General features: G+C 61.8%; 14 protein-coding genes. 11 read left to right on the plus strand and 3 right to left on the minus strand.

Annotation, left to right across the window (positions count from 1 at the left end; genetic code table 11):
* The first annotated feature begins 167 nt into the window (after positions 1-167).
* The 3 genes from ACSW29_RS10375 (at position 168) to ACSW29_RS10385 (ending at position 5,397) form a co-directional block, all read left to right on the plus strand.
* Positions 168-2,414, plus strand: coding sequence for an MMPL family transporter (locus tag ACSW29_RS10375; protein ID WP_448277427.1), 2,247 nt, complete (start codon positions 168-170; stop codon positions 2,412-2,414).
* 182 nt (positions 2,415-2,596) lie between these two features.
* On the plus strand, positions 2,597-4,036 hold the full coding sequence (locus tag ACSW29_RS10380) for a hypothetical protein (protein ID WP_448277170.1): 1,440 nt from the start codon (positions 2,597-2,599) through the stop codon (positions 4,034-4,036).
* The gene (locus ACSW29_RS10385; protein WP_448277171.1) at positions 4,033-5,397 is read left to right on the plus strand and encodes an outer membrane protein assembly factor BamB family protein; all 1,365 of its coding nucleotides are present in this window, start codon (positions 4,033-4,035) and stop codon (positions 5,395-5,397) included. Before ACSW29_RS10380 ends, ACSW29_RS10385 begins: the two co-directional genes overlap by 4 nt.
* Here the strand turns inward: ACSW29_RS10385 and dctA are convergent.
* Positions 5,375-6,781, minus strand: a complete 1,407-nt coding sequence (gene dctA, locus ACSW29_RS10390; protein ID WP_448277172.1) for a C4-dicarboxylate transporter DctA — start codon at positions 6,779-6,781, stop codon at positions 5,375-5,377. The genes ACSW29_RS10385 and dctA overlap by 23 nt on opposite strands.
* A gap of 188 nt (positions 6,782-6,969) precedes the next feature.
* Between dctA and ACSW29_RS10395 the strand changes: the two genes are divergently transcribed.
* Positions 6,970-7,230, plus strand: coding sequence for a GlsB/YeaQ/YmgE family stress response membrane protein (locus ACSW29_RS10395; protein WP_003942027.1), 261 nt, complete (start codon positions 6,970-6,972; stop codon positions 7,228-7,230).
* Positions 7,231-7,386: 156 nt separating this feature from the next.
* Here the strand turns inward: ACSW29_RS10395 and ACSW29_RS10400 are convergent, their stop codons facing one another.
* Positions 7,387-8,133: a GTP pyrophosphokinase gene (locus tag ACSW29_RS10400; RefSeq protein WP_448277173.1), complete on the minus strand. Its 747-nt coding sequence runs from the start codon at positions 8,131-8,133 to the stop codon at positions 7,387-7,389.
* 48 nt (positions 8,134-8,181) lie between these two features.
* Positions 8,182-8,781: an SACE_7040 family transcriptional regulator gene (locus ACSW29_RS10405; RefSeq protein ID WP_003941968.1), complete on the minus strand. Its 600-nt coding sequence runs from the start codon at positions 8,779-8,781 to the stop codon at positions 8,182-8,184.
* A gap of 98 nt (positions 8,782-8,879) precedes the next feature.
* On the opposite strand from ACSW29_RS10405, the gene ACSW29_RS10410 reads away from it, so the two are divergent.
* Genes ACSW29_RS10410 through ACSW29_RS10440 form a run of 7 tightly spaced genes read left to right on the plus strand, consistent with a single transcriptional unit; the run spans position 8,880 to position 16,392 of the window.
* A complete protein-coding gene (locus ACSW29_RS10410; protein ID WP_042453308.1) occupies positions 8,880-10,469 on the plus strand; it encodes a carboxyl transferase domain-containing protein in 1,590 nt (529 codons plus the stop codon).
* 5 nt (positions 10,470-10,474) lie between these two features.
* Complete coding sequence (locus ACSW29_RS10415; RefSeq protein ID WP_317825229.1) at positions 10,475-12,514, plus strand: acetyl/propionyl/methylcrotonyl-CoA carboxylase subunit alpha; 2,040 nt, start codon at positions 10,475-10,477, stop codon at positions 12,512-12,514.
* Complete coding sequence (locus ACSW29_RS10420) at positions 12,514-13,677, plus strand: acyl-CoA dehydrogenase family protein (RefSeq protein WP_020906879.1); 1,164 nt, start codon at positions 12,514-12,516, stop codon at positions 13,675-13,677. Before ACSW29_RS10415 ends, ACSW29_RS10420 begins: the two co-directional genes overlap by 1 nt.
* Complete coding sequence (locus ACSW29_RS10425; protein ID WP_003942078.1) at positions 13,674-14,162, plus strand: MaoC family dehydratase; 489 nt, start codon at positions 13,674-13,676, stop codon at positions 14,160-14,162. Before ACSW29_RS10420 ends, ACSW29_RS10425 begins: the two co-directional genes overlap by 4 nt.
* On the plus strand, positions 14,159-14,986 hold the full coding sequence (locus tag ACSW29_RS10430; protein WP_003942031.1) for an HpcH/HpaI aldolase/citrate lyase family protein: 828 nt from the start codon (positions 14,159-14,161) through the stop codon (positions 14,984-14,986). The genes ACSW29_RS10425 and ACSW29_RS10430 overlap by 4 nt, the downstream gene beginning before the upstream one ends.
* Positions 14,987-14,989: 3 nt before the next feature.
* The gene (locus ACSW29_RS10435) at positions 14,990-15,745 is read left to right on the plus strand and encodes a CoA transferase subunit A (protein ID WP_448277174.1); all 756 of its coding nucleotides are present in this window, start codon (positions 14,990-14,992) and stop codon (positions 15,743-15,745) included.
* A gap of 41 nt (positions 15,746-15,786) precedes the next feature.
* Positions 15,787-16,392 (plus strand): 3-oxoacid CoA-transferase subunit B, encoded by a 606-nt coding sequence (locus ACSW29_RS10440; RefSeq protein WP_448277428.1) that lies wholly within the window; start codon positions 15,787-15,789, stop codon positions 16,390-16,392.
* Position 16,393: the final 1 nt, after the last annotated feature.

Raw genomic sequence — 16,393 nt, forward strand, 5'->3', positions numbered from 1 at the left:
TGTCCACGGTACCGAGCGGTCTGAAAACGGGACGAAGGCGCGTCGGATATGCCGTTTTCGCAGATATACCGGGTGCCAACGAGCCGGTCGGTCCGTACCGTATGACCTTGGCACCGAAAGACTCCGTGTTCTTCGGACAGACCAGTCCACGGCGAGAGAGGCCTACGTTGGCTACGTATCTTTACAGGTTGGGGAAGTTCGCTTTCCGCCACAAGTATCTTGTGGTGGCCGCGTGGATTATCGTGATCGCGGTGGTGGGGGGCGCAATCAGCGCCACAAATCCGACGTTCTCCAAAGAATTCAATCTTCCGGGCACTGATTCCCAACGTGCGACCGAGTTGATGAACGAGAACTTTGCGGCGGCAGCGGAGCAGCAAACTCAGGCGTCGACCAGCATTCTCATCGCAGCAGATGACGGACTTGCCGCACACAGCGATCAGATCGACCAGTTGATTGCGCAGGCGAAGACGTTGCCGGACATCGTCGATCCCGAGAAGATCGTCAATCCGGTCACTCTCGCGGAGGCCAATCCAGCGGTGGCGTCGGCCGTTCTCGGCGACAACGGCAAGGTCGGGCTGATCCAGCTCAATCAGTCGATTCGCATCGAGGATCAGACGCAGGCCAACAAGACCGCGTTCCTCGACTTGCTGGCAAAGTTCCGCACCGGTGGCTTGCAAGTCGAAGGAACCGGCTCGATGATGCAGGTGCAAACCGCGGGCGGTCTGTCGGAGATGCTCGGTTTCGCGGTGGCGTTCATCGTGATGATCGTGGCGTTCGGTGCACTCATCGCGGCGTTCATCCCGTTGTTCACTGCAATTCTGGGAATTGCGCTGGCCACTCTCACTGTCACCCTCGGCTCGGGCTTCTTCGACATCAACGAAGGCGTCACGGGAATCGTCACGATGATCGGCATCGCAGTCTCGATCGACTACGCGTTGTTCATCGTGTCGCGCTACCGCAGTGAGCTCAACCTGGGCGGAACCAGGGAAGCCGCTGCCGGACGCGCAGTAGGTACTGCCGGTTCGTCTGTCGTATTCGCAGGCTTGACAGTGGTGGTTGCGCTGGCTGCCCTGGCGGTGGTCGGGGTTCCGATGATCACGCAGATGGGAATCTCGGCAGCGGTTGCCGTCATCATCGCTGTGCTCGGCGCAATCACATTGATCCCAGCGGTTCTGGGTATCTTCGGCCGATTCGCGTTCTCGCCTCGTGTCCCCGGGCTGCGCCACGGTGACGAGCCCGAGACGATGGAATCCAACGGTCATCGCTGGGCCAAGATAGTCACCAAATACCCGTGGCCGATCGCGGGCGCTGCTCTGGTTCTCCTGGTGATCGCGGCTATTCCGATGACCAAGCTCGAACTCGGACTCTCCTTCACGCAGGACGAAGAGCGACCGGCGCTGGCCCTACTGCAACGTGGGTTCGGTGAAGGCGTCAATGGAGAGTTGTTCGTCGTGCTCGACGCTCCGGACGGCACCGACATCACCGCGATTGCCGATGGCACTGTCGCGCACATCAAAGGCCTCGACAACGTCGCAACGCCGGATCAGTTGATGTGGGTCGGAAACGGACCGGACGCGGCAAACCCGATGGCGGGCGCCAACTCTGCGCTGATCGCGGTCACCCCGCAGATGTCGCCGAGCGGTCCCGAAACCCACGAGCTGATGAATCAGATCCGGGATTACGGATCGACGGTGAAATCGGAAGGCGCAGAACTCGGTGTAGCGGGTCAAACCGCGATCGTTGCCGACATGTCGTCGAAGCTCAGTTCCGCGCTCATCCCTTATCTCATCGTGGTTGTGGGGCTGGCGTTCATCATCATGATGGTCGTCTTCCGCTCGATCTTGGTGCCGCTGACCGCAACTCTCGGATTCCTGTTCTCCGTCTGCGCGACCTTCGGCGCCACGGTGGCCATTTTCCAGGAGGGCGACTTCGGGCTGATCGAGCACACACAACCGATCATCTCGTTCCTACCGATCTTCATGATCGGTGTGGTGTTCGGGTTGGCGATGGACTATCAAGTGTTCCTCGTGACGAGAATGCGCGAGGAATACGTGCACGGATTGTCGGCCAAGGACGCCATCATCTCCGGCTACACCCATGGTGCTCGTGTGGTCGCGTCGGCGGCCATCATCATGATCTCCGTCTTTGGTGCATTCATGCTGTCCTCGGAGACGACAAGCAAGATGATGGGCTTCGGCCTGGCAGCGGCAGTCTTCTTCGACGCCTTCATCATCCGCATGATCGTGATCCCTGCGGTCATGTCGATTCTCGGTGATTCGGCGTGGAAGTTGCCTGCGTGGCTCGACAAGATCCTGCCGAACGTCGACATCGAGGGTGAAGCGATTCGGCGGATTCCGATCGAGCAAGATCCGAACTCCGATCCAGATCCGAATCAAGTGCCTGTCAGGGTGTAAGCACTCAGGTCGTGAGACGAACGGGGTGCCGGTTGCACAGCAACTGGCACCCCGTTCTTTTTCATACGGCGCTCACATCAGAGGAAACCATCCGGTTGGTAACAAAAATCGCTGTGATCGCGACAGGACTTTCAAAGGCGACGCGCATCGGGGGCGAGCCGTGACGGTGACTGCGAGGGTACGTGTCGAAGGAGCAAACCGATTCGAGTCGGGCCGAGAAGTGGACCTTCGCGCTGACGGTCGTCTCCCTGATCGCTGGAGGGACAGTAGTTGCCGGGCTGGTGGATCGGTGGAGCAGTTCGCCGTCCGATGACATTTCGGTAGCTGCGTCTTCGTCGATCAGCATGACGTCCACACCGGACGAGATGGCGCCGGAGGATGTGCCTGAATTCTCGTACGTCACGCCAAGCGCGGTGTACCCGACCACGATTCCGGGTTGTGAGAGTGTCGAAGCGCCAGAGGAGGATTCGTTCTTCTCCTATATTCTCGACGGATCTGACACGTACGACGATCCGCGCTTTCCGTGGTTCTCGAGTGCCAAGGCAGCCGCGATGTCGGACGCGGTCAAACAGGCGCTTCCGGACGACGTCGAGCTGAAGTTCGCCAGTCCGGGCGATTCGCTGCAGTTCGGGCCGATCTCTGCACCTTCGAACACAGACGGTCTGCCCGAGGGATTCTCGCTCGAGGAGCTGGCGTCCACCACTGCGTCCGGGACGCTGGTTCGGGACGGGAAGATCGGCGCGCTCAGCCTGATGCTGCACTCGAGTTCTGATCCGATCCCGGCGTGTGTTGCGGGTTCGCTCGTCGAACGTCGGGTGCTGGCTGACCAGTCGGTAGTGGATCTGCAGGATACGTGGAGCGAAACCAATGGTGTGCGTACCCTTAATCGGTCGGCGATGTTGTACGGAGTCGACGGGACCCGTATTCAGGCATATGTCAACGATACGAACAACGACGGAGGTCCGGACGCCGAGAGTTCCGGCGTGGTGCCACTGACTCTCGACGAACTTGTAACCCTTGTCGAAATGCCACAGCTGCGAATCACCACGCCAGTTCCCCCGGGTACGGCACCGCTTTCGCCCGGGTGCCACGGGATCCCTCGAGACTCTGGCGACGTGGCCGAACTCGATCGCGCGACGATCGAACGCCTCAACGCCGTACTCGAGATCAGATGGCGCGCTGTACCTCCGGGTTTTCCGATTCTTGATGCCAGACCGGGCACTCTGACGGTCGCGGAGAATGACAGGTCCACCGCATGTCAGAGATTTCTCACTCGGACGGGAGAGAACGAGTCGACGCTCGACATGACGATCACCGGCGGACAACCACTCCCCGAGGAGCCCAACAAATACGACCCTTCCTATGACGGGCACCCCTTGGAGTTCGTGACGCGACCGGATGGATCCGTGATCGAGCGAGACGAACGGGATTACTCGACCGTACCCATGACAAATGACGGCTCGAAAGCAGAATCGACGCAGGAAACGAGCAGGTCGGTGGTCGTCACCCGCCCGAATGGGACCCAAGTCTCGGTTTCGTCGTCGGCTGCGATCCCGAACGTGCCGATGACGTTCGAGCAGTTGGAGTTTCTCGCGACGACCGAAGGCTTGGAGATTCGATGACCACCAGATTCTCCCCGAAATCGCGCCTTCAGATCGCGGCCGCCGCAGCCGTAGTCACCGTCACTGCCGCCATCGCCACGGTGGTCACGTCGACGAGTTACGGACCGACAGCGATCTCGTCGCCGCTATGGAGCGTCGAGGCCTCTGAGATTCTCGGGCGCGAGTTCGCGATATTTCGGAGCCCACTTGTCGGCACCGAATTCAACATGGACATGGGCGGATTCATCGACGCCGGTTCACTTGTGGTCACGATGATCGGTATGCCGGACCGTCAGGCGTATTCGTTGGACGACGCAGAATTGGTCGGACTGGACTCTGAAGACGGCACAGTCCGCTGGCGCACGTCGGCGATCGATATCGGTGGTTGCTCCGAGACTCTGCTCGGCGACTCGGTGCTGTGTTTCTCCGGGCCGTACGTATCCGGTGGTTCGTACTCTCTGTTCGACATCGAGACAGGTGAGCGTCGAGACATCAAGACGCCGTGGTCGCCGATCATCGCGGTTGTCTCGGGTGACACGGTCCTCGCGCTCGAGGGTGATATCGAGAGCAACGACGTTCGCGTGCACAGTGGAACCGTCGAGGATCCGGAAGCGAACTGGTCCAAAGCGTTCGACGTCGGTGGATCGTGGGAAGCCGGATACGCCGATCCGGTGATGTCGGTGCACGGCGATCTGGGTGCGATCGCTCTCGACGAGTCCTTGGGATTCGACCTGGAGACCGGCGAGCAGCGGTGGGTACACGGTTACTCCACCTGCTCGACCGCGCACATATCGTCAGACGGGGTGACATTGGTGTCGGATGGCGGATGCGAAGGCAACGGTCGTCCGACAAGTGAGTACGCGCTCGATCAGTACGGGCGCGAGTTCGCCAGGACGGACGAACTGCCCTCGGAGTCCTCGTACTACGGCGGGCGATACAGCCGAGATGATCCCGCGGGAAGATCGACTCCGATCATTCTGGGACACAGCGGTTTCGACCGGACTTCCGGCGAGAAATTGTGGTCCAACAGTGAACTCTTCGACACCGCACAGTCGTTGGCGGTGATCGGCAACGTGGTTGCCGTGACCCGTTCCGGTTCCGAGCCCGAGGTCCAGTTCGTGGACCTCTTCACCGGTGAGGTCTTGTGGCGATCAAACGCCGAGCGCGCCGGGGAGGTCGTCTGGCACGGCGATGTCGTTATCGACGAGGGAAACGTCTACGGAACGGATGTCCGTACAGGCCAACGTAGTTGGGAGGTTCGGGTGGAGCAGGACGGGGACGACGAGTTCACCCCCTGGGCGATGCCGCGGGAGCTGTGGGCGGGGGACAAGGTGCTGTTGCGCTCCAGTGAAGATCGGATCACAGCGTTGAAGTTCTCGTAAGTGCTTCAGCCTCCGGCGCAGGAACCGGCTTTCCCGTGAGCGGATCGACTTCCTCGAGCGGCGGAACGTCTTCTCCGTCGAGCACGCGGCGCATGCGCTCCTTGTCGAGCTGCCCCTCCCAGTTGGCGACCACGAAGGTTGCGACACAGTTCCCGAGCAGGTTCACCGACACCCGCATCGAATCCATGATTCGATCGGCGCCCAGTAGGAGGGCGACTGCGGCAACCGGAATTGCGCCGTGACCGATTGCGGCCACGGTGGCGGACAGTGCCAGGAATGACGATCCCGGTACTCCGGCCATTCCCTTGGACGTGAGCATCAGTACCAGGACGGCAGTGATCTGTTCACCGAGTGTCAGGTCCACGCCGAGTGCCTGAGCCAGAAACAGCATGCAGATCGACAGGTACAGCGTCGCGCCGTCGAGATTGAACGAGTACCCGGTTGGTACCACCAATCCTGTTGTCGTTCGCGAGCATCCGGCGTTGGTGAGCTTGACCATGATTCGGGGCAGAACTACTTCGGTCGACGCCGTTCCCAACGCGAGGAAGAGTTCGTCCTTGATGTACTTGACGAACTTCCACAGGTTCACGCCCGCGAAGTACCTGACTATCGCGGCCAGGATGAGGATGAACAGGACGGCCGCGAGATAGCACGCGGCGATCAGCTTTCCGTAACTTCCGAGCGAAGCGATCCCGTACTGGCCGACGATGTACGCCATCGCGCCCAAAGCGCCCAACGGCGCCAGTCTCATGATCCAGCCGATGATCGTGAAGAACAGATGACTCAGACGATCGACTAGTTCGAACACGATCGGTGGTCCACTCTCGCCTGCCTTGGCCAAGGCGAGTCCGAACAGTACGGCGAAGAAGAGGACTTGGAGGAGTGCGTTTTCGGCGAAGGCCGAAACTATCGACACCGGAATGATGTTGAGCAGGAATTCGACGGTGTGGGGAAGTTCGCCACTTCCGGTCTTGGCGGCCACGGCGTCCGCACCGTTCGCCAGTGTCTCCGGATCGATGTTGAATCCCGCACCTGGTTTCATCAAGTTGCCGATGAGCAGCCCGAACAGCAGCGCGAAGGTGGTCACAACCTCGAAGTAGATGAGCGCCTTGACGCCGATGCGTCCCACCGCTTTCAGATCGCCGACGTGGGCGATCCCGATCACGACGGTGCAGAAGATGATCGGTGCGATCAGCATTTTGATCAACTTGATGAACCCGTCGGCAAGGGGCTTGAGATTTGCGCCGAATTCCGGCCACAACCAGCCGATGAGAACACCGATCACGATAGCGGCGATCAGTTGCACGAACAGGGATCGGTACCAGGGTGGTTTGTTGGCGAGCCGCGCGAGCTCGCTGTTCGGCAGTTTTACGGAAGTGGCCATGGACGAGAACGCTAGGTCTGCTTGATTGCGAAAGAATAACTCGCGAATGTCCTGCGTGTAACACGTCCAGGTTGCATCTCGGACAACAATTCGGTCAACAAGCGACAGTTGTGTGTGACTGTGGTTATTGTTTCCCTGAGCGGTGATCTTCCGTCCGCGTGCATGCACGACGTGTGAGAGGGGCTGTCATGGGGCAAATTATCGGAACCATCATTTTCGGCGCAGTCATCGGAATCCTGGCTCGTCTCGTACTGCCAGGTAAGCAGCAGTACGGCATGATCGTGACCGTCGTGCTGGGTATCGCCGGAGCGCTTATCGGGTACTGGGTCTGGGGAGCGATCTCGGATAAGGGCGATACGGGTGGAATCGACTGGATCCGTTGGATCATCAGCATCGCGGCAGCGGCCGTGCTCTCGATCGGCTACAGCGCCGTCACCGGCAAGAAATAGCAAGCCTACGAATTTCGAACAGTGCGCCCTCCCGAAGTTCGGGAGGGCGCACTCTTTTGTTTGCCCTAGTTGTCCGAACCCAGTCGTGAGCGAACGGCACTCTCGTCGCCTCAGGTGCGCCGAAAGGCGCGTTCGCTCAGGAGAGGGCGCGCAAATTCAGAGCGCTCGTCGCTGAAGATGCATCGCCTCGAGGAACTGCGCCGGTAGATCCTGCTCGAGGATTTCGTCGTCAGGATGCGGTAGCGCTTTGATCTTCGCGAACTCGTCGTTGAGCCCTTCCATCTTGACGTCGAGGCGGTGTGCCGCAGCAGCAGCCTCGGTGAGTTCGTCGAGGAGTTCGACGGGAACCTCGCGGTTGTACTTGTAGTAGATCTTGTGTTCGAGACTTGCCCAGAAATCCATCGCGATGGTGCGGATCTGGAGTTCGATCGGAACGTGCCGGACGCGGTCGCTCATGAAAACCGGGACCTCGACGATCAGGTGCAAGCTCTTGTAGCCGTTGGGTTTCGGATCGGCGATGTAGTCCTCGCGCTCGATCACCCGAAGGTCCGTCTGGCTGGTGAGCATCTCGGCTATTCGGTACGTGTCGGAAATGAAGCTGCAGTTGATGCGTACTCCGGCGATGTCGAAGATGTTCTTCGAGATGTCGTCGATCGTGAGCGGGATGTTCAGGCGCTGAGCCTTGCGCAGGATGCTGTCCGGTGACTTGACTCGTGACGTGACGTGTTCGATGGGGCTGTACTGATTGATGTGAGTGAACTCGTCCTTGAGGATGTTCACCTTGGTCATCAGTTCGGAGATTCCGAATTGGTACAACATCATGAAGCGGGAGAACTCGGTCCGCAGTTCGGCGAAATCGGCCCGGCTGACCCCACTGCTGTCTTCCACGTTCGGCACCCTCATCTGTTAGCTGGTGTAACCAGTCTGCCACCGATTGTGCAGTGTCCGGTTTCAGTGGGTGCGCAGTGCGGCCAGTGTCATATCCCGCAGGACGCGACGTGCACGTGCCGGCGAAGCGGGGTTGGCGCTGTGTGGGGTCGAGTTGATCAGACCGAAGGTGGCATGCGCTTTGATTCGTGCGTCCGCCTGATCGAGTTGGGGATCGAGTTGCTCGAGCACCCCAACCCAGACCTCGACGTACTTGCGCTGTGTTTGGCGTACTTGTCGACGCGCATCGGCCGGGAGGCTTTCGAGGTCGCGGTCCTGGATACGGATCAGGTCCGGCTCGCCCAGTGCGAAGTCGAGGTGGAACTCCACCAGTGCGTCGAGAGCAGCGCTCGGGGAGTCCGCAGCCTCCGCCGCAGCTGATCCGCCTTCGTGCAGTCGTGTGCTGATGCCGACGAGAAGTTCCACGAGGACTGCGTCCTTGTTCGGGAAATGCCGGTACACGGCGGGGCCGCTGATACCGACGGCCGCACCCAGGTCTTCGAGTCGCACACTCACGAATCCGCGCTCGGCGATCAACCGGGCGGCGGCGTCCAAGAGTTGACGTCGACGGTCGGCCTTCATCTGATCGCGTCGCGTCGGAGCTGCTACCTGCTCAGAGGTCATTCTCTCGATCTTTCTTCGCTTGTGTTCTGGACAACTCAGTTAATCATAGTTAATCTAGTTTCAGTTATCGAGCATTAACTCATGGCGAAGGCGGCGGGATGACTCCCAGTGGAATCACGCAAGGATCGGGCTACCGGTCCGATCACACCGTTCTGGTGGACGAACTGAAGAAGAAACTGGCGCAAGCAGCGCTGGGTGGCAACGAGCGCTCTCGCGAGCGCCACGTGAGCAGAGGGAAGCTGCTGCCGCGAGATCGCGTCGACTCGCTGCTCGATCAGGGCAGCCCGTTCCTCGAGCTGTCCCCGCTCGCGGCCAACGGCCTGTACGACGACGAGTGCCCCGGCGCCGGCGTCATCACCGGCATCGGCCGTGTGTCGGGCCGCGAGTGCGTCATCGTTGCCAACGACGCGACGGTCAAGGGCGGCACCTACTACCCGATGACGGTGAAGAAGCACCTGCGTGCGCAGGAAGTTGCACTGCAGAACAACCTTCCCTGCATCTACCTCGTCGACTCCGGCGGCGCCTTCCTGCCGCGCCAGGACGAAGTCTTCCCGGACCGCGAGCACTTCGGCCGGATCTTCTACAACCAGGCGACCATGAGCGCCAAGGGGATTCCCCAGATCGCCGCAGTTCTCGGTTCGTGTACCGCGGGCGGCGCATACGTGCCCGCGATGAGCGACGAAGCAGTGATCGTCCGCAACCAGGGCACCATCTTCCTCGGCGGCCCGCCGCTGGTGAAGGCAGCCACCGGTGAGATCGTGACGGCAGAAGAGCTCGGCGGCGGCGACCTGCACTCCAAGGTTTCCGGCGTCACCGACCACCTGGCCGAGGACGACCGCGACGCACTTCGTATCGTGCGCAACATCATTGCCACACTCGGCCCCCGTTCCGAGCGCCCGTGGGACGTCATCTCCACGGTTCCGCCTGTCGCAGATCAAAGCGAACTCTACGACGTCGTCCCGACCGATCCTCGTACTCCGTACGACGTGCACGAGGTGATCACCAAGCTCGTCGACGGTGGCGCGTTCCAGGAATTCAAGGCTGAGTACGGCAAGACGCTCGTCACCGGTTTCGCCCACATCGAGGGCCACCCGGTCGGCATCATCGCCAACAACGGCGTGCTCTTCGGCGAATCCGCCATGAAGGGAGCACATTTCATCGAACTGTGCGACAAGCGCAGTGTGCCGCTGCTGTTCCTGCAGAACATCGCGGGCTTCATGGTGGGACGCGACTACGAGGCCGGCGGCATCGCCAAGCACGGCGCCAAGATGGTCACGGCAGTTGCGTGTGCACGGGTTCCGAAGCTGACGGTTGTCATCGGCGGCTCTTACGGCGCCGGCAACTACTCCATGTGTGGACGCGCGTATTCACCTCGCTTCCTGTGGATGTGGCCGAACGCGCGCATCTCGGTCATGGGCGGCGAGCAGGCCGCGTCGGTGCTCTCGACCGTTCGTAGTGACCAGCTCGACAGCGCGGGCAATCCGTGGTCGGCCGAGGACGAAGAGTCCTTCAAGGCGCCGATCCGCGAGCAGTACGAGGCTCAGGGAAATCCGTACTACTCCACTGCGCGGCTGTGGGATGACGGTGTCATCGACCCCGCAGATACCAGAACTGTTCTCGGCCTGGCTCTCTCGGTGTGTGCAAACGCGCCGATCGAACCGGTCTCCTACGGCGTCTTCCGGATGTGAGCGAAATGACTGAGTTGCGCACTATCGATACTGTTCTCGTGGCCAACCGCGGTGAGATCGCGGTTCGTGTGATCCGCACGTTGCGTGAGTTGGGAATTCGCAGCGTCGCCGTCTACAGCGACGCCGACGCGAATGCTCGACACGTCCGCGAGGCCGACACCGCCGTCAACATCGGACCGGCTGCGGCGCGTGAAAGCTACCTCGTCATCGACAAGGTGATCGACGCTGCCAAGTCCACGGGCGCACAGGGCATTCACCCCGGCTACGGCTTCCTGTCGGAGAACTCGGCGTTCTCGGCTGCCTGTGCGGCCGCGGGAATCGCCTTCCTCGGCCCGTCCGAGCGAGCTATCGAAGTGATGGGTGACAAGATCACCGCGAAGAACGCAGTCGCCGCGTTCGACGTCCCGGTGGTCCCGGGCATCGCTCGTCCGAATCTGACCGACGAAGAACTGATCGCGGCAGCCGAGGACATCGGCTACCCGGTGTTGGTCAAGCCTTCCGCCGGTGGCGGCGGCAAGGGAATGCGTCTGGTCGAGGATCCGGCCAATCTGGCCGAGGCTCTTCGCAGTGCGCGTCGTGAGGCCGCGTCGTCGTTCGGCGACGACACCCTGTTCCTCGAGCGATTCGTCCTGCGGCCCCGGCACATCGAGGTCCAGGTTCTCGCCGACCAGCACGGCAACGTCGTTCACCTCGGTGAGCGCGAATGCAGCCTGCAGCGGCGTCATCAGAAGGTCATCGAAGAGGCTCCCTCGCCGCTGCTCGATCAGGTGACCCGTGACCGGATCGGTGCGGCAGCGTGCAACACCGCTCGAAGCGTCGATTACACCGGCGCCGGCACCGTGGAGTTCATCGTCTCCGCCGACAAGCCGGACGAGTTCTTCTTCATGGAGATGAATACCCGCCTGCAGGTCGAGCACCCCGTCACCGAAATGGTGACCGGACTGGATCTGGTCGAATGGCAGGTTCGTGTGGCAGCGGGAGAGAAGTTGGCCTTCTCCCAGAGTGACATCACGCTGACCGGGCACGCCATCGAAGCTCGTGTGTACGCGGAGGATCCGGGCCGTGGATTCCTGCCGACAGGTGGTCGCGTCGTCGATCTGGTCGAGCCGTCAGGTTCCGGCGTGCGCGTCGATTCCGGACTGCTCGCGGGCACCGTCGTCGGCAGTGACTACGACCCGATGCTCAGTAAGGTCATCGCCCACGCTCCCGACCGGGCGGGCGCACTGCGCAAGCTCGATCGCGCACTCGGTGACACCGCAGTGCTCGGAGTCGTGACCAACATCGAATTCGCACGGTTCCTCCTCGCTGATCCGGATGTGATCGCGGGCAACCTCGACACCGGTCTGCTCGATCGTCGCGTCGAAGACTTCGTCGCAGCCGACGCCTCCGACGAGGTTCTCATTGCTGCCGCGGCTTATCGCTGGCTCTCGCGGTGGACAACTTCGGAATCCGTTGATCCCTGGGACGTCCCGAGTGGATGGCGCGTCGGAACTCCCGCTCCGACCAGCATCAGGCTCTCCGCCGGCACCCGAACGGCGCACGTTGCGATCGTCGGGGTTCCCGCGGATGCAAAGGTCGAGGTCGAAGGTTCACAACCGCGCGCATTCAGCGCGACCCTGACGGGATCCGAACTGGCGGTGGTGATCGACGGACGCCGACGCACGTTCGTCGTCGCCGAGACCGACGGTGGTTTGTGGCTCGCGGGTGGCGGAACCTGGCACGTGCGCGAGGTTGCCGAAGTCAGCGTCCGCGGTGAGGACAAGCATGCCGGTGATGCCGAAATCGCCAGCCCCATGCCCGGTGCCGTCATCGCGGTCAACGTCGAGAACGGCGCGGCAGTGAGCGCGGGACAACCGCTCGTCGTGGTCGAGGCCATGAAGATGGAGCACTCCTTGACGTCCCCGATCGACGGGATCGTGGAAGTGCTTGTCCGTCAGGGCGATCAGGTGATGGTGGATCAGGTTCTGGCCCGCGTGGTACCTGCCCAAGACGAAGAGACTGCCGAAGAAAAGTCCGAGAACACGACGCCGAAGGAAGACGCCTGATGTCCGATTACCTTGCCACCGGAGCGCTTCCGGACGAATACCAGCAGCTCGCCAAGACCGTTGCCGACTTCGCCAAGACCGTCGTTGCACCGGTTGCTGCCGAGCACGACGCCAACCACACCTTTCCGTACGAGGTAGTTGCCGGGATGGCGGACATGGGCTTGTTCGGCCTGCCCTTCCCCGAGGAGTACGGCGGAATGGGTGGCGACTACTTCGCACTCTGCCTGGCGCTCGAAGAGTTGGGCAAGGTCGACCAGAGCGTCGCGATCACCCTCGAAGCCGGAGTGTCCTTGGGCGCCATGCCCATCTACCGCTTCGGTAACGAGGCACAGAAGGAAGAGTGGCTTCCGCAGCTCACCAGCGGCAAGTCTTTGGCTGCCTTCGGCCTGACCGAACCCGGTGCGGGTAGTGACGCCGGCGGAACCAAGACCACCGCGAAGTTCGACAGCGGCGAGTGGATCATCAACGGCAACAAGCAGTTCATCACCAACTCGGGCACAGACATCACCAAGCTCGTGACGGTCACCGCGGTCACGGGTGTCAAGGACGGGGGCAAGAAGGAGATCTCGACGATCCTCGTGCCGACCACGACGCCCGGCTTCACTGCCGAACCGGCGTACAACAAGGTCGGCTGGAACGCATCCGACACCCATCCGCTCACGTTCGCGGATGTTCGTGTTCCCGAAGAGAATCTGCTCGGTGAGCGTGGCCGCGGCTACGCGAACTTCCTGCGCATCCTCGACGAAGGCCGCATCGCCATTTCCGCGTTGAGCGTCGGTGCAGCCCAGGGCTGCGTCGACGAGTCGATCAAGTACGCCAAGGAGCGCGAGGCGTTCGGTCGCCCCATCGGACACAACCAGGCCATCGCGTTCAAGATCGCGCGCATGGAGGCCCGCGCCCACGTCGCACGTACCGCGTACTACGACGCGGCCGCACTCATGTTGTCGGGCAAGCCGTTCAAGAAGCAGGCATCCATCGCCAAGCTCATTTCCTCCGAAGCTGCCATGGACAACGCTCGTGACGCCACACAGATCCACGGCGGATACGGCTTCATGAACGAGTACGCCGTCGCGCGCCACTACCGTGACAGCAAGATCCTCGAAATCGGTGAGGGAACGACCGAGGTGCAGTTGATGCTCATCGCTCGTGAGGCAGGGCTGTGACGAACCCCAAGAAGATCACTCAGCGCGGGCTCTGGTTCGAGGAGTTCGAGGTCGGCGCAATCTACGAGCATCGCCCAGGCCGGACGGTGACCGAGGCTGACAACGTCCTGTTCACGACTTTGACCATGAACACGCAGGCGTTGCATCTCGATGCCGCGTACAGCGAGGACACTCAATTCGGTGTGCGGCTGGTCAATTCGATGTTCACCCTGTCGACCATCGTCGGCCTGTCCGTCGCGCAGTTGACGCAGGGCACCATCGTGGCGAACCTCGGTTTCTCCGAGATCAGCTTCCCGAAGCCGCTCTTTCACGGCGACACCTTGTATGCCGAGACGCTCATCGCGGACAAGCGCGAGTCGAAGAGCCGTCCAGGTGAAGGCATCGTGACGCTCGTGCACACCGGGCGTAACCAGCACGGTGACGTCGTCGCACTGGCCACGCGCAAGACACTGGTGCAACTGCGTCCGGCAGAGGTGTCCTCATGACGTGGACACCGCCGGGGCCGGCGTGGTTGTTCTGCCCGGCGGATCGTCCCGAGCGCTATGCGAAGGCCGCGGCTGTTGCCGACGTCGTGATCCTCGATCTCGAAGACGGTGTGGCTCCGGCCGACAAGGAAGCCGCACGTGCAGCCCTGATCGACACGCCTCTCGATCCGGAGCGGACGGTCGTGCGCGTCAATCCGGTCGGTACACCTGATCACGAACTCGATCTGATCGCGCTGGACGGCACACACTATTCGCGTCTCATGCTGTCCAAGTGCGAATCGGCCGAGGACGTCCTCTCGCTCGCACCGGCGGACGTGGTTGCACTCGTCGAGTCCCCGCGAGGAGCCCTCGCCGTGGCCGACATCGCGCTTGCTGCGAACGCCATCGGTGTCATGTGGGGAGCCGAGGATCTTGTGGCCGGTCTCGGCGGTAATTCGAGCAGGCACCCGAACGGTTCGTACCGCGACGTTGCCAAGCACGTCCGATCGACGTCTCTCCTGGCCGCGAAGAGCTACGGCCGGTTGGCTGTCGATTCCGTTTATCTCGACATCAAGGACCTCGTCGGCCTGGGCGTCGAGTCCGCTGATGCTGTCGCAGTCGGCTTCGACGTGAAGGTTGCGATCCACCCGAGTCAGGTCGAGGTCATCCGTGGTGCCTTCGCACCTTCGGAAAAAGAGATCGACTGGGCCACACGAGTGCTTGCCGCGGTGTCTACTGAACGTGGTGTGTTCGCGTTCGAGGGCAAGATGGTCGACGCTCCCGTTCTTCGTCACGCCGAGAAGCTTCTTCACCGAGCCGGAATCTTTCAGCAGAAGGAGAACTAACGGATGAGCAAAGTCGTGAATACGGCAGCTGAGGCAGTTGCCGACATCGCGAGCGGATCCAGGCTCGCAGTGGGCGGCTTCGGGCTGTGCGGTATTCCCGACGCACTGATCGCGGCGATCGCCGACGGCGACGCCACCGATCTCGAGGTGTTCTCCAACAACTGCGGTGTCGACGACTACGGTCTCGGCATTCTGCTCGGCGCGCACCGGATCGCCAGGGTGACGGCGTCGTACGTGGGGGAGAACAAGGAGTTCGCCCGTCAGTATCTCGCCGGTGAGCTCGAAGTGGAGTTGACGCCGCAAGGGACGCTGGCCGAGCGGCTGCGAGCAGGCGGTACCGGCATTCCGGCGTTCTACACTCCGGCCGGCGTCGGCACACCGATCGCCGAGGGCGGCTTGCCGTGGCGATACAACCCGGACGGTTCGATCGCCGTGGCGTCGCCACCGAAGGCGACGGCAGTGTTCGGTGGCCGCACGTATGTATTGGAAGAGGCGATCACCGCTGACTTCGCGCTCGTGCACGCGGACTACGGCGACACCGAAGGCAATCTCGTCTTCAACAAGACTGCGATGAACTTCAACCCGCTTGCCGCCATGGCGGGGCGGATCACCATCGCGCAGGTGGAGAACCTCGTAGAGCCGGGCGACATTGACCCTGCGCACGTTCACCTTCCCGGAGTGTTCGTCGCGCGCGTCGTGAATACGGGCCCACAGGAAAAGCGGATCGAGAAGCGGACCGTCTCGGGAGGTACCAAGTGAGCAGCGCAGAGGAAACTCGTATCGGTTGGACTCGCCACGAGATGGCCGCTCGCGCTGCTGCCGAGATGCGGCCAGGTGAGTACGTCAATCTCGGTATCGGCCTGCCGACGCTGATCCCCAGCTACCTGCCGGAGGGCGTCAAGGTGGTCCTCCACAGCGAGAACGGCATCCTCGGTACCGGACCGTATCCGACCGATGATCAGGTCGATGCCGACCTCATCAATGCCGGTAAAGAAACCGTCACCGTCAATCCAGGTGCCGCGTTCTTCGACTCGGCTCTCTCGTTCGGCATGATCCGCGGTGGTCACATCGACACCGCGGTGCTCGGCGGGATGCAGGTGTCGAAGACCGGTGACCTTGCCAACTGGATGGTGCCGGGCAAAATGGTGAAGGGTATGGGCGGGGCGATGGACCTGGTCCACGGTGCCCGCCGCGTCATCGTCGTGATGGAGCACACCGACCGCGACGGCAATCCCAAGATCGTCGAGGCGTGCACGCTGCCCCTTACCGGTCAGAGCGTCGTCAACCGGATCATCACCGACCTGGCAGTGCTGGACGTCACTGCGGACGGGCTGCAGCTTGTGGAGCTAGCTCCAGGTGTCACCAGCGAGCACCTGCAGAGCGTGACTGGCGTCGCCTTGTCCTGAA

The sequence above is a fragment of the Rhodococcus sp. GB-02 genome, from assembly GCF_053470465.1.

What these genes read in the sequence shown, in the direction of transcription:
- ACSW29_RS10385 (WP_448277171.1), top strand. Translation starts at nt 4,033, where the DNA reads ATGACCACCAGATTCTCCCCGAAATCGCGCCTTCAGATCGCGGCCGCC.
- ACSW29_RS10435 (WP_448277174.1), top strand. Translation starts at nt 14,990, where the DNA reads ATGAGCAAAGTCGTGAATACGGCAGCTGAGGCAGTTGCCGACATCGCG.
- ACSW29_RS10395 (WP_003942027.1), top strand. Translation starts at nt 6,970, where the DNA reads ATGGGGCAAATTATCGGAACCATCATTTTCGGCGCAGTCATCGGAATC.
- ACSW29_RS10410 (WP_042453308.1), top strand. Translation starts at nt 8,880, where the DNA reads ATGACTCCCAGTGGAATCACGCAAGGATCGGGCTACCGGTCCGATCAC.
- ACSW29_RS10420 (WP_020906879.1), top strand. Translation starts at nt 12,514, where the DNA reads ATGTCCGATTACCTTGCCACCGGAGCGCTTCCGGACGAATACCAGCAG.
- ACSW29_RS10415 (WP_317825229.1), top strand. Translation starts at nt 10,475, where the DNA reads ATGACTGAGTTGCGCACTATCGATACTGTTCTCGTGGCCAACCGCGGT.
- ACSW29_RS10430 (WP_003942031.1), top strand. Translation starts at nt 14,159, where the DNA reads ATGACGTGGACACCGCCGGGGCCGGCGTGGTTGTTCTGCCCGGCGGAT.
- ACSW29_RS10440 (WP_448277428.1), top strand. Translation starts at nt 15,787, where the DNA reads ATGGCCGCTCGCGCTGCTGCCGAGATGCGGCCAGGTGAGTACGTCAAT.
- dctA (WP_448277172.1), bottom strand. Translation starts at nt 6,781, where the DNA reads ATGGCCACTTCCGTAAAACTGCCGAACAGCGAGCTCGCGCGGCTCGCC.
- ACSW29_RS10405 (WP_003941968.1), bottom strand. Translation starts at nt 8,781, where the DNA reads ATGACCTCTGAGCAGGTAGCAGCTCCGACGCGACGCGATCAGATGAAG.
- ACSW29_RS10400 (WP_448277173.1), bottom strand. Translation starts at nt 8,133, where the DNA reads ATGAGGGTGCCGAACGTGGAAGACAGCAGTGGGGTCAGCCGGGCCGAT.